Origin of the sequence: Desulfococcus sp. (assembly GCF_041737845.1) — a bacterium.
GTDB lineage: Bacteria > Desulfobacterota > Desulfobacteria > Desulfobacterales > Desulfococcaceae > Desulfococcus.
In genome coordinates this window covers 29577-42004 of sequence record NZ_JBGSQX010000088.1, presented here as the reverse complement: position 1 = coordinate 42004, position 12428 = coordinate 29577, and the positions used below count along the sequence as shown (strand labels likewise).

The window sequence follows — 12428 nt, the reverse complement described above, 5'->3', positions numbered from 1 at the left end:
CTTCATTCCAGTCGGGTTTGGAAACAGATCCCGGTGAAACTGGGTCGATGATCTGGAAATATGATGTTTTTATGGGAAAAATCAATAGCGGAAATGGGTTCCTGGGATGCGATCGCAGCGGATGGCGGACAGGAAGGCGGCGCAAAACCCAGGAGGGTCCTTGCGGAACCCCCCTGAGGCATTGTCGCTTCAGCCAAAAAGAATTCTATTCACACAGTTCGAACAAGGCCGCGGCGCCCATGCCGCCGCCGATGCACATGGATTCCACGCCGTATCTGACGCCGCGTTCCTTCATGCGGTTGACCAACTGGGCGCAGAGCTTTGCGCCGGTGCATCCCAGGGGGTGCCCCAGGGCGATGGCGCCCCCGAAGACATTGATCCGGTCCATATATTTGTCGATTCCCAGTTCCCGGATGCAGTAGAGGGCCTGGGAGGCAAAGGCTTCGTTGATCTCCCACAGCCCGATGTCGTCAACCGTGAGGCCGGCCATCTTTAAAAGCTTGGGAATGGCGTACCGGGGGCCGACACCCATCTCGTCCGCACGGCACCCCACGGTGGTGTAATATTTGAGTTTTGCGACAGGTGTCACAGCCAGTTTTTTCGCCATCTCCCCGCTCATGATCACGGATGCGGCGGCGCCGTCCGTTGTCTGGGAGGAGTTCCCGGCGGTGACCGACCCGTTCGCCCGGAAGACGGGAAACAGCTTGGAAAGATCTTCAACGGTGGTGGTCGGACGGATGCCGTCGTCGAAATCCTGGAGAAAGGTCTCCTTTTTGTAGGTGCCGTCGGCCTGCATCACGAATTTGACCGCCGGGGTGGGCACGATCTCCTTGAAAAGCTGTCCCTTCAGGGCCGCCGCCGCCTTCATCTGGGACTGACAGGCGAATTCATCCTGGTCCTTCCGGGAGATGTTGTACCGCGAGGCCACGTTTTCGGCCGTGATGCCCATGGAAACGTAAAGGTCCGGATGCTCCCGGGTGAAGTCGGCGTCGGGGCGGGGCTGGTTGCCCCCCATGGGCACGAAGGTCATGGATTCCACGCCGCCGCCCACGGCGATGTCGGACCAGCCCGTCATGATGCGCATGGCGCACAGGGCGATGGCCTCGAGGCCCGAGGCGCAGAAGCGGTTGACGGTGGCGCCGCCGACCGTCTCGGGAAATCCAGCGATCCGGGCGGCGATGCGGCCGATATTGAGGCCCTGTTCGGCCTCGGGAAAGGCGCAGCCGACCATGACATCATCGATCATGGCGGGGGCGAGGCCCGGGGTCTTTTCCACGGCTGATTTCAGGATAAAGGACAGCAGCTCTTCGGGCCGGGTGTCCTTGAAGGCCCCCTTGTTTCTTCTGCAGCCGGGGGTTCTGACGGATGTGACGATATATGCATCTCTCATGGTTAGGTTCCTCCAAATGTTGACGGTTCCGCAAAAAGGCCGATATCTGCGTTACGCTCACCCCTCGTCACTGCGGCGTACTTTAAGTACGCCTCATTCCTCGGGATTCGCAAGCCTTGATCTCGGCCTTCTTGCGAAACCGTCTGGAAATCGACTTTTTGCGAGCGCATCAAAGGTTCAAACAGGTCACGGTGATGGACTGCCCGGGGCGGCATGACCGATGCGGGAAAAGCCGCAGGCCGGCATGCCGGGCGAGGGTGTCCGATCAGTTTCTCAGGGGCTTTCCGGTTTTCAGCATGTGCGCCACCCGGGCCGCGGTCTTCTCCTGCTTCCAGAAATCTACGAAGGCGTCCCGTTCGAGTTTGAGCAGCAGGTCTTCCTCCACGACGGTGTCCTTTTTCACGTCGCCCCCCGAGATGACATAGGCGATCCGACGGGCCAGAAAGACGTCGTATTCGCTCACGAATCCACCGCTCTGGAGGTTGAACAGCTCCGCATGGACCATGCCCTGGGCCGCCTGTCCGGCCACCGGGATCTTTCGCTTGACGGGCGGGGCATATCCCTCATCAACCATCCGCAGCACCTCTTTCTTGGCTTCGCCGATGAGATGGTCGCGGCTGAAGACGATGCGGTCCCCTGGCCCGAGCAGCCCGATGCTCCGGGCGTCGGCCGCGGAGGAGGAGACCTTGGCCATGGCGATGGCCTGGAAGACCGGCAGGAAGAAGGTCGGCAGGTCTGCTGCGGTCACGGCCTCCGGAATGGCGGCGATGAACTTCTTCCAGAGGTTGGTACATCCGCCGCCGGCCGGAAGCAGGCCGACGCCGATCTCCACGAGCCCCATGTAAAGCTCCGCGTGGGCCACGATCCGGTCGGCCGCGAGGCAGACCTCGCAGCCGCCGCCCAGGGCCAGGCCGAACGGGGCCGCCACCACCGGGAAGGCGGCGTATCGGGCGCGCTGGAGGCCGTCCTGGGCCTTTTTGAGGAAGGCGTCGATCTCTTCGTATTTGCCCGCCTGGGCCAGGCCCGCCATGTAGAACAGGTCCCCCCCGGCCGAGAAGGCGCCGGGCATGCCGCCGGCCTGGTTGCCGATGACGAGGCCGACGCCGTTGTCGTTCACGTAGTCGAGGGCCCCGCCGATGAAGTCGACGATCTCGGCGTTGATGGCGTTCATTTTGGAATGAAACTCGCAGCAGAAGACGCCGTCTCCCAGATCCACGAGGGAGGCTGATTTGCAGGAATCGATGGTTTTCCCCGAGGATTTGAGGGCTGCCAGGGTGATGATGTTGCCGGAGACGGCCATGGGCTTGAAGTCGCCTGAGGCGAAATCGTAGTAGTATTTTTTCCCCTCCACCGTCCGGTAAAAGGTTTCGTGGCCCGCGTCGAGCATCTTCCGGATCTTCTCCGGGACCGGCATGCCGTCTGCCGTCATTTTTTCCACGGACTGCCGGAGGCCGAGGGCCTCCCAGGTCTCAAAGGGGCCCATTTCGAAATTGTAGCCCCATTTCATGGCATTGTCGATCTCGACGATGGTGTCGGAGATCTCAGGCACGCGGTTGGCGGCGTAGATCAAGGCCCAGGCCATGGCCTTCCAGGCGAACCGGGCGCCCCTGTCGTCGCCGTAGAGGACGGCCTTCATCTTCTCCGGCAGGGTTTTGGCCTTTTTGGCCTCGGCGAGGCAGGGGAAATCGGGGGCGCCATACTCCGCGTATTCGAGGGTGTCGACCTGGATGACCTTCCGGACCTTCTTCCATTCCGGCGTCAGGTCGGTCTTGTAGAAACCGCTCTTCGCCTTCTTGCCAAGGTATTTTTTCTCGATCATCCGGTGGATGAATTCCGGGACCTGGAAGGCCTCCCGCTGCTCGTCGTCGGGCACTAGGTCGTAGGTGTTGCCGGCCACATGTCCCATGGTGTCGAGGCCCACGAGGTCGGTGGTCTTGAACATGGCGGTCTTGGGGCGCCCCAGGGCCGGCCCGAACAGGGCGTCGACCTCGGGGATGGTGAGCCCGTCTTCAACCATCAACTGCATGGCCTTGACGATGCCGTGGACGCCGATGCGGTTCCCCACGAAATTGGGGGTGTCCTTGGCCCAGACGATGCCTTTGCCCAAGATGCGCTCCCCGAAGTCGGCGATGAATGCGAGGATCTCGGGGAGGGTCTCCTCGCCCGGGATGATCTCGAGCAGCTTCATGTAGCGGACCGGATTGAAGAAATGGGTGCCCAGAAAATGCTGTTTGAATTCGGTGCCCAGGCCTTCGGTCATTTTCCTGAGGGGGATGCCGGAGGTGTTGGAGGAGACGATGGCGCCGGGCTTTTTCAGGGGTTCGATGCGCTGAAAGAGCGCCTGTTTGATCTTGAGGTTCTCCACCACGACCTCTATGATCCAGTCGCAGGCCTTCAGTTTGTCAAAATCGTCTTCCATGTTGCCGATGGTGATCAGATCGGCATCCCCGGGGTGCATCAGGAGGGGCGGGCGGGATTTGACGAGCGTGGCCAGACCTGCGCTGACGATGCGATTGCGGGCGGCCGGAACGTTTTTTTCGTCGTCCGTGAGATCGAAGGGGACAATATCCAGCAACAGGGTTTTCACCCCGGCGCTTGCCAGGAGCGCGGCGATGCCTCCGCCCATGACGCCGGAGCCGATGACGGCAGCGGTTCTTATTTTTCTGACCATGATGACCTCCTGAGTCGAAAGGTAAACGCTAAAAAATGAATGAATGTTCATTCATTTAGCAAACCGGGGATCTTTATGTCAAGAAAAACCTTTGAGGGGCCGGTTCAAATTAAGCGGCTTCAATGAGATGCGATGAAAGTCGGATCGGCCGGAAATCTGAAAGACAGATGAATTTTCATCTATTCTTTCATGGCGGATGAAAGCGGGATCGACCCGGCGGGATCTTTCCCGCGGAGTGTTTCCGGAGGGATGGCGGCAGGACCGGGCTGCGGCCGGGGAGGGGGAAAAGGAAAAAATGAATGTGCGTTCAATTTATTGGGGAGGCCAGCGGCGAATTCACGATTGCGTGGACCCGGTCGATCAGTTCCTTTAAGTTGCCGTCATGATATCCGCTCGTTTCAATCGGCGGATGGAAGATCAGGTCCGCTCTTCCGGGAAGGATGTCGAATGTGTCGGGCGGCAGAATGGCCCGCGTGCCGCGGATGGTGATGGGAAGAATGGGGAGCCCCAGATCCAGGGCCATCTTGAATCCACCCTTCTTGAACGCCCCCGGTCGTCCGCTGCGGCTCCGGGTGCCCTCCGGGAAAAACAGCACCGAGGTCCCGCCGGCAATCTTTTCCTTGGCGGCGTTGATGGTTCGGATGGCGGCATTGCGGTCGGACCGGTCGATGAAGATGTGGCCGAGCCGTTCGCAGGACACCCCGATGAAAGGCAGTTTTCTCAATTCGATCTTCATGACCCATTTGAAATCGATCCCCAGCCAGCCGTAGAGGACGAAAATATCATACTGGCTCTGGTGGTTGGAAATGATCACGTAGGAGCGGGTTCTGTCGATGAATTCCCGGCCGGTGACGCGGACGAACATGGGGGTGAGCCAGCCGTTCAGTCTGGCCCAGGTGGCGCCGCAGAGGTAGCTGGGGATCCTGGGGGAGAGAAAGGTGCACAGGACCACGGCGAGGCCGCCGAAGAAAATCGTGCTGACGATGAAAACCGGGACCAGGATCAGCCATTTATAGGGTTGATAGAGTATCCGCCGGATCTTCCTCATGCAGGGTTCTTGGTGCCCCCTTTCATCGTTTGACTGCTTTTTCGCGATACTGGAGATAGATGTTTTTGAATGACTCGTAGGGATCCACGGCGGCCTCCATGACCGATTCGTAATCCCCTACGTTCAGCGAAAGCCAGTTGATCCGTTCGTAGCTTCTCAGGAACGGCGACGCCTCCGGGGCGAGGTAGGCCACGGGATCGATGAACATATCCCCGGCCCTGCCGAAGGTGTCCCTCAGGGTCGAGGGGCCCAGAATGGGCCAGACCAGATAGAAGCCGTTCCCGATCCCATAGGCCCCGAAGGTCTGCCCCAGGTCCTCCTCGGGGGGCTTCTGCAGATTGGACTCGAGGTCCGCCATGTTCCAGAATCCCAGGCCGCCGAAGACGGTATTGACCATGAACCTTCCCAGCTCCACGCCCGCCCGGTCGGTCTTGCACTGAAGCAGGCAGTTGACGAACCGGATGGGCATTTTGATGTTGTCGTAGAAATTCTGGATGCCGGTGCGAAAAGGCCTGGGCATGACCGCCCGGTAGATCTCGGCAACGGGCTTCAGGCCCCACAGATAGAGTTTGTCGTTGAAATGAAACATCCCCTTGTTCCAGTAGTAAAGGGGATCCGCGATCTGCGGCGGGGCCTCGTCATCCTCGCTCAGGGATTCCGCAAAGGCGAACGCCTCGTCTTCGGTTGAAAGCGACTCTTCCTGCACTGGCGGTTCCTCTGCCAGGGCGACCGGGGCGGAGAAGAGGATGCCCGCAAGCGCAACCATTACCCGCGCCCACCGTATGATTTCTTTTTCCATCATGCGTATCTCACTGTGTGAAAGGTTTCAGGCTGAAGGGGCGTCCACATCTTTCGCCCGCCGACTCAGGCATTGGGCTTGCCGTCCGTGCCTTCTTCCAGGTTTTTTTCCCGGATGCGCCGGATGAGGCGGTCGGGGGATTCCTTGGCAAGGATGCTTTTAAACTGGGTTCGGTAGTTCTTGATGAGGCTGATCCCCTCGATGTTGATATCGTAGATCCGCCATTTGCCCTGGCTCAAGACGACCTTGTAGTCCATGGGGATTTCGGTCTGCTGGCGAAGCACCTTGCTCTTTACGACGGCTTTCTTGTCGCTCAGGAGATCCTGTCCGAGGAAGACGATCTCCTCATCGTGAAACTGTCCCTGGATCTTGTTCAGATAGTTGTTTTTGAGCAGCTCCGTGAAGGCTTCGATGAACTCGTCCTGCTGTTTCGGGGTGAAGGATTTCCAATCCATGGCCAGGGACATCATGGAGATGATCCTGAAATCGAAGATATCCCGGATGGTCTCCCAGATCTTTTCCCGCTGGGCCGTGAACTGCCCCGGGCGGGTGTATTGCGGATCTTTCAGGAGGGCGATGCCCTTCTCGATGGGCGGCCGGATATCGTCCATGGGCTGCGGCTGGGCGCCGTAGGCCAGCGCCTGGACATGGAAAATCAGTATGAGGACAACAGGGATCACTTTGAACATCAGTGTCTCCTTTCTGAGAAATTTAAAATAGTATTGAAATCATCCAGGCCGGTCCACGTGGATCGGGGAGGCTGCGATTTCATTTTCTTCTGCCCGGTTTCAATCCTGCCCGGAGGGGCCTGTGACGCCGCCGAAGACGTATTTGCCGACCAACTCCTCGATATCGATGGGGGATTCGGTCTCGATGATCATGCCCCCCGGCGGGATGATTTCTTCCGATCCGCCGGGCGTCATCCGGATATATTTGTCTCCGATCAGTCCCGCGGTCTTTACGGATGCGATGACATCGTCTGAAAGCGAGACTTCCCGCTGGATTCTCATTTCGACGACGGCCTCCATCCGGTCACGGTCCAACCGGATATGATCCACTTTGCCGACGACCACGCCGGCAATCACGACCTCGGCGCCTTCCTTGAGGCCCGACACCGACTGGAAACGGGCGTTGACGGTATAAAAGTTTCCTCCGATCCAGTCCATTTTACCCAGTTTGATGGTGAGATACCCCACGCAGAGCAGCCCCAGGACGACAAACATACCCACGGCCGCTTCGACGGTTCCTTTTTTCATGCAGCCTCCATGGCGCTAACAGACCTTGAATTCGTAAAAGATGTTTTTCGCCGATTCCGCCGTGATGATGAGCTGCGCAATGGGCTTGTCCAGCGCCGCCTCCGCTATTCCCGCGCTGACGGAGAAACAGAACCCCGGGTAGGCCTGAATCTCCAGGTGGCCGTCGGATTTGAATTTTTCCGCCATGGCCCTGCAGAGTTCCTGGGCGCGGCCCCTGTCCGTTCGGGGGAGAATCAGCATCATCTTGTTCATCCCGAGGCGCGAGCAGACATCGGTGATCCGCAGGTGGCGCTGCACACGGTTTGCAAACCGCCTGAAGGCGTCCTGCTGGGCCTCGTATCCGGCCATTTTTTTCACCATGTCCAGGTTTTCGATGGTCAGGATCACAATCGTGAAAGTGCGATTGTCGTCCCGCATGCGTGCCATCTCCTCCTGGAAGCGCCGCTCCCCCTGGGGCTGGGGCGGCAGCCCCGTCAGGTCGTCATGCCGGCTCTCCAGTCCCAGGATGAACTCCTGAATGATGGTATTTTCGGAGAGTTGGATTTTATCCGCGCTGCCCTCGAAGATGATCCTGCCCCCATCAATCATGGCAATGCGCTGGGATATGTAAAAGATTCCAGGGATTTCATGGCTGACGACGACGCCCGTGAACCCGAAGCGCTTCTGGTAATCGGATATCATGCTGTGAACCGCGTTTTTCCGGACCGGATCCAGGCCTGTCGTGGGTTCATCGAAGAGGATGATCTCGGGTTCGGTGACCAGTGCCCGGGCCAGCGCGACCCGTTTTTTCATGCCTCCGGAAAGCTGAGAGGGGTATACGCCGTCGATATCGACCAGGTCGAGCTGATGCATCTTATCCTGCACCCGCTCCCGGATCTTGCTCTTGGACAACCGGGTTTTCTCTTTTAGCGGCAGGGCGATGTTTTCGAAGACGGTCATGGAATCGAAAAGGGCGGTTTCCTGGAACATGTAGCTGAACTTTTTTTTCAGGGCCTTCCGTTCGTCCTTGTTCATCCCGGAGACGGGCACGCCCTCAAAAAAGATCGTTCCCCGGTCCTGCTCGATGAGGCCGATGATGTGCTTCAGGAGTACGCTCTTGCCCTCGCCGCTCTTGCCGATGATGGCGGTGATCTCCCCCTTGTAGATGCTCAGGGTCACCCCGTTCAGCACGGTGTTGTCGCCGAAGGCCTTGTGGACATCCTGGATTTGAATCAGAGGCTGCGCCATTCAGACCTACATCAAGAAAGAGGTCAACACATAGTCGGTTGCCAGAATCAGAACGGAAGAGATCACCACGGCGGAGGTTGTGGCAAGCCCGACCCCTTTGGCGCCGAACCCTTCCTTTCGTGTGTGGGTATAATAGCCCTGGAAGCAGCAGATGGTGACGACCACCGCGCCAAAGACGACGGCCTTGATGAATCCGCCGTTGATGTCGACCATCTGAACGCTGTATTCCACCCGGTAGAAGTAGATGCCGGGGCTGATGCCCAGGAGGAGCGACCCGGTCAGGTACCCGCCGAAGATGCCGACGGCGTCGAAAATGGCCGTCAGAAGGGGAAAGCTGATAAAGGAAGCCAGGAGGCGGGGGCTGAAAAGAAACCGGATGGAATTGATGCCCATGGTTTCGAGGGCATCGATCTGTTCGGAAATGCGCATGATCCCGATCTCCGCGGCCATGGCGGACCCGGCCCTTCCCGTGATCATGATGGCCGTGAGGACGGGTCCCAGCTCGCGGATGAGCGTCAAAGCCACCATGGTTCCCAGGATCCCTTCCGATCCGAACCGGACCAGGGTGTAATACCCCTGGAAGCCCAGGACCATTCCCGTAAAGGCCCCCGTCAGGCAGATGACGAGGACGGATTTCATCCCGATAAAGTAGAGCTGATCGATGAATTTGGAAAATTGAATCGGGTAGGAAAAGATATGGACAACCCCCCGCGTGAAAAAGATCGCCAAGCGACCCAGTTCCCGAACGATAAAGATGATTTTCGCACCCAGGGTATGAAGCGGCGCTGCGAGCGTGGCCGGGGGTTCCATCATGGCGATCCTAAGCGTATAAAATAAAATGAAAAAATAGTTTCTTTAGCCTGATAGATATAATCGAGCGTCATGGGCGTGTCAAGGGGCATTTGGCTCCAAAAAAAAGACCGGGGAACGGGCCCCGGTCTTCGAAATGCTCAAATCAGGCCGGCACGGATGCCGCCGGCGTTCCTACAGAGGGAGTTTCGTCCCCACGGACTTGCCGTAGTCCTGACAGGCTTTTTTGCCGTCGGTCGTGTCGATGATCGCCTCTTTGAGGCTCAAAGCACCCAGGTCCGTCATGTCCATTTTGTAGACGAATTCCATGGTGTCGAATATCATGGGAGCTGATTCCCCGCTGTGGGTATAGGATCCGAAGGCCCCGCCCATCTTTCCCGTGAGATTGAGGTTTTCCGCCAGAAAAAGAAAGGTTTTCATGCCTGCGGTCATATCCCTGTGGTATGTCGGACAGCCGAACACATAGGCATCGTAATTGTCGATTTCTTCGGCTTTTTTGAAGTCGGAAATTTTTTTGACGTCCGCGGCATGGCCTGAGATACGAATGCCTTCAGCGATAAATTCAGCCATTTTCTGGGTTTTTCCCGTTCGGCTCGCATACGCAATCAGCACTTTCTTCATTAATGGACCTCCCTCTTTTTATTGGTTTTGGTGCCTGAGTAACAAGTTTCGGATCTTTTTATCAAGGCTGATCTCAGACGACGATGGGATCGTGTCTGTGCAGCCACCTCAAGGGCAGGGATGCTTTGATCAAAGCGCTTGAGACCGATTGGAATCGCTCTTTTTAAGACATATCCTTACGTATGTCAATCAAGATATCGAGCAATAAAAAGAGCGCGGCCTTCCATCATTTTCGAAACAACCCGCCCGGTGAAGCGTTGGTGCGCGGTCTTTCCCGCCCGGGCAAGGCCGATGGGAAACCCCAAAAAAAGGGGGGCTTGTGACCAAGCCCCCCGGATCCATTCAGCAGATGCCTATGCTTCCAGTTTCTGGCGATCCGCGAAGTCCATCATGACGCGATCTCTGGCCTTGTCGATGCCCAGGGCCTTGCGTTTCTTGTCGATGTGCTCGATCATCATCCGGGCCATCTCATAGGGATCCGGCGAGAATCCCCATTTGCCGAGTCCCCACTCCTCTTCCATGCGCCGGAACAGCATATCATGGAATTTCGTATCCTTCACGATCGGGAAGGTGACGCCGAAGACCGTGTAGACGCCCGAGGCGACGAAGTACTGCCCGATGGCGATGGCCTTCTCGCTCATGTACTCGGGTGCGGCGCCGGCAACGGGCAAGTCGGCGATGCTGTCGCCCAGGCCGCCGGTTTTGACCATCTCGGTGCAGGCGATGAGGATGCGGCTGTTGTCGACGCAGGAGCCCAGGCCCAGGACCGGCGGCATGCCGACGGTTTCACAGACCTCGCTCAGGCCGGGGCCGGCGAGATGGGCCGCCTCGGGGGTCAGCAGGCCCGCCTTGGCGAGGGCCACCTGGGAGCATCCGGTCTGGACGACGAGGACGTCGTTCCGGATCAGCTCTTTGACCAGCTCCACATGGACCCAGTCCTGTTTGACGCGGGGGTTGGTGCAGCCCACGACGCCGGCGACGCCGCGGATGCGGCCGTTGATGATGTTGTCGTTGAGCGGGGTGTAGGAGCCCCGGAAGGTGCCGCCCAGCATGTAGTTGATGTACTCGTGGGAGAATCCGTGGATGCCCATGTTGCGCATCTTCGGGATTTCGATGGGTTTGTTGCGGCCCTTGAAGCGGCTGACGGCCTTGATGACCAACTCGTCGGTGCACTCGCTGGGCCGGTCTTCATGGAACTGCATGTGGGTGGCGCCCTCGATGTGGCACCGGTAGTTGGTGGTGAAGAGCGGGGTGCCGTAGCATTCCGCCACCTTGACCAGCCCCTGTTTGATGCACTGCACGTCCACGACCATGGCGTCGACGGCGCCCGTGACCAGAATGGCCTCGGTGGACATGAAGTTGCCGGCGTGGGGCACGCCGTGGCGGGACATCATCTCTGCGCCGGAGCAGCACATGCCGACCAGGTTGAGGCCCTTGGCGCCTGCGTCTTTAGCCGCCTGAATCAGGGTCGGCTCGTTGACGGAGACCAGCATGGACTCGAACATGTTGGGCTCGTGTCCGTGGACGATGATGTTGACGAAGTCCTCTTTCAGGACGCCCATGTTGACTTCGACGGCGACGGGCGTGGGGGTGCCGAAAAGGATGTCGGAGATCTCGGTCGCCACCATGGAGCCGCCCCACCCGTCGGCCAAGGCCGTCCGGCTGAATTGTTTCGTGAGGTTTTCGAAATCCTGGTCCACGCCCATGTGGGTGCGGTGCATCATCTCCATGATCTCGCGCATGGAACCCCGGGGGATCATGTCGTACTTCCGCCAGGTCTCCTGGGTTTTCTTGGGGGCGCGCTGGGCAAAGGGGATCTCGCCTTCAACCTGGGTGTAGGTTCTCTCGAGCTCTTTGTAGAGGTCCATGGCGATGTCTTCGGTAGTGCGTCCCTCGATTTCAATGCCGATGGACTGGGCGACCTGCTCCAGCTTCTGGACGTCTTTAATGCGGTATTCCGTGATGTGGCCGCTCACGACCTCGCGGAACAGGTCGAGCATGCCCATGCCGTGGTCGGTGTGGGCCGCGGCGCCGGCGGCGACCATTCGGGCAAAGTTTCGGGCCATGATGGTGTCGATGGTGGCGCCGCAGACGCCGACCTTGCCGTAGGGGTCCTTGGCATTGAGGCGGCAGGGGCCCATGAAGCAGTGCTTGCAGCAGGCGGAGTCCGAACCGATGGGGCAGGCCTTCATGGACGCGGCCCGGTCGAAGGCGGTCTCGACGCCGTCCCGCCTGGCCTTTTCGAGCATTTGAATGGTGGCGTCACAAATGGTGATGTCTCTGAAGTTGACGGGTGCCTCGATGGTTTTTGACGGTTTCTTGTCGGTCATGGTTTCTCCCTTCGTGGAAAGATTATAGTGAAAAAGGTCCTTCTGGCGTTGCGGAACGCTTCTCCTTCACCCGGTCCGCTACATGTGATGCGGTCGAAGCCGGATCGCGATTTCTGAAGCAGGGCCGTGTCAAAAAACTTCGGGTCAAGGGGAGCATTGGGATACGGATGCAAATAGTAAGTGAAGTATTTTTTTAATAACAATTACAATATATTAGTTCTTAATAGTAACTGTTACTAAGAATTTATGATACTTTGAGGGCCTTGTCAATCAAAA

Annotated in this window: 10 protein-coding genes; all 10 read right to left on the bottom strand. The window is 58.4% G+C overall.

Features of this window, described 5'->3' with window-relative positions:
• Positions 1–205: 205 nt before the first annotated feature.
• The 10 genes from ACEW8N_RS10315 to cooS all read right to left on the bottom strand — a co-directional run bounded on the left by ACEW8N_RS10315 (position 206) and on the right by cooS (position 12152).
• Complete coding sequence (locus ACEW8N_RS10315) at positions 206–1390, bottom strand: acetyl-CoA C-acyltransferase (protein WP_373499733.1); 1185 nt, start codon at positions 1388–1390, stop codon at positions 206–208.
• A 265-nt stretch (positions 1391–1655) separates the two neighbouring features.
• The gene (locus ACEW8N_RS10310; RefSeq protein ID WP_373499732.1) at positions 1656–4061 is read right to left on the bottom strand and encodes a 3-hydroxyacyl-CoA dehydrogenase NAD-binding domain-containing protein; all 2406 of its coding nucleotides are present in this window, start codon (positions 4059–4061) and stop codon (positions 1656–1658) included.
• A gap of 307 nt (positions 4062–4368) precedes the next feature.
• Positions 4369–5109: a lysophospholipid acyltransferase family protein gene (locus ACEW8N_RS10305; protein ID WP_373499731.1), complete on the bottom strand. Its 741-nt coding sequence runs from the start codon at positions 5107–5109 to the stop codon at positions 4369–4371.
• A 22-nt stretch (positions 5110–5131) separates the two neighbouring features.
• Positions 5132–5911 carry a VacJ family lipoprotein gene (locus ACEW8N_RS10300; RefSeq protein WP_373499730.1) on the bottom strand — a complete coding sequence of 260 codons (780 nt, stop codon included), beginning with the start codon at positions 5909–5911 and terminating at the stop codon, positions 5132–5134.
• 62 nt (positions 5912–5973) lie between these two features.
• Positions 5974–6597 (bottom strand): ABC transporter substrate-binding protein, encoded by a 624-nt coding sequence (locus ACEW8N_RS10295; protein ID WP_373499729.1) that lies wholly within the window; start codon positions 6595–6597, stop codon positions 5974–5976.
• 99 nt (positions 6598–6696) lie between these two features.
• The gene (gene mlaD, locus ACEW8N_RS10290) at positions 6697–7164 is read right to left on the bottom strand and encodes an outer membrane lipid asymmetry maintenance protein MlaD (RefSeq protein ID WP_373499728.1); all 468 of its coding nucleotides are present in this window, start codon (positions 7162–7164) and stop codon (positions 6697–6699) included.
• A gap of 15 nt (positions 7165–7179) precedes the next feature.
• A complete protein-coding gene (locus tag ACEW8N_RS10285) occupies positions 7180–8391 on the bottom strand; it encodes an ATP-binding cassette domain-containing protein (protein WP_373499727.1) in 1212 nt (403 codons plus the stop codon).
• 6 nt (positions 8392–8397) lie between these two features.
• Entirely contained in the window at positions 8398–9204 is an 807-nt protein-coding gene (locus ACEW8N_RS10280; RefSeq protein ID WP_373499726.1) for an MlaE family ABC transporter permease, read from the bottom strand.
• Positions 9205–9375: 171 nt separating this feature from the next.
• Positions 9376–9822 (bottom strand): flavodoxin domain-containing protein, encoded by a 447-nt coding sequence (locus tag ACEW8N_RS10275; protein WP_373499725.1) that lies wholly within the window; start codon positions 9820–9822, stop codon positions 9376–9378.
• Positions 9823–10175: 353 nt separating this feature from the next.
• Complete coding sequence (gene cooS, locus ACEW8N_RS10270; RefSeq protein WP_373499724.1) at positions 10176–12152, bottom strand: anaerobic carbon-monoxide dehydrogenase catalytic subunit; 1977 nt, start codon at positions 12150–12152, stop codon at positions 10176–10178.
• Between the last annotated feature and the right edge of the window lie 276 nt (positions 12153–12428).

Excerpts from the sequence above, each read along its gene's own strand:
- ACEW8N_RS10315 (WP_373499733.1), bottom strand. The coding sequence starts at position 1,390 with ATGAGAGATGCATATATCGTCACATCCGTCAGAACCCCCGGCTGCAGA.
- ACEW8N_RS10310 (WP_373499732.1), bottom strand. The coding sequence starts at position 4,061 with ATGGTCAGAAAAATAAGAACCGCTGCCGTCATCGGCTCCGGCGTCATG.
- ACEW8N_RS10305 (WP_373499731.1), bottom strand. The coding sequence starts at position 5,109 with ATGAGGAAGATCCGGCGGATACTCTATCAACCCTATAAATGGCTGATC.
- ACEW8N_RS10300 (WP_373499730.1), bottom strand. The coding sequence starts at position 5,911 with ATGATGGAAAAAGAAATCATACGGTGGGCGCGGGTAATGGTTGCGCTT.
- ACEW8N_RS10295 (WP_373499729.1), bottom strand. The coding sequence starts at position 6,597 with ATGTTCAAAGTGATCCCTGTTGTCCTCATACTGATTTTCCATGTCCAG.
- mlaD (WP_373499728.1), bottom strand. The coding sequence starts at position 7,164 with ATGAAAAAAGGAACCGTCGAAGCGGCCGTGGGTATGTTTGTCGTCCTG.
- ACEW8N_RS10285 (WP_373499727.1), bottom strand. The coding sequence starts at position 8,391 with ATGGCGCAGCCTCTGATTCAAATCCAGGATGTCCACAAGGCCTTCGGC.
- ACEW8N_RS10280 (WP_373499726.1), bottom strand. The coding sequence starts at position 9,204 with ATGATGGAACCCCCGGCCACGCTCGCAGCGCCGCTTCATACCCTGGGT.
- ACEW8N_RS10275 (WP_373499725.1), bottom strand. The coding sequence starts at position 9,822 with ATGAAGAAAGTGCTGATTGCGTATGCGAGCCGAACGGGAAAAACCCAG.
- cooS (WP_373499724.1), bottom strand. The coding sequence starts at position 12,152 with ATGACCGACAAGAAACCGTCAAAAACCATCGAGGCACCCGTCAACTTC.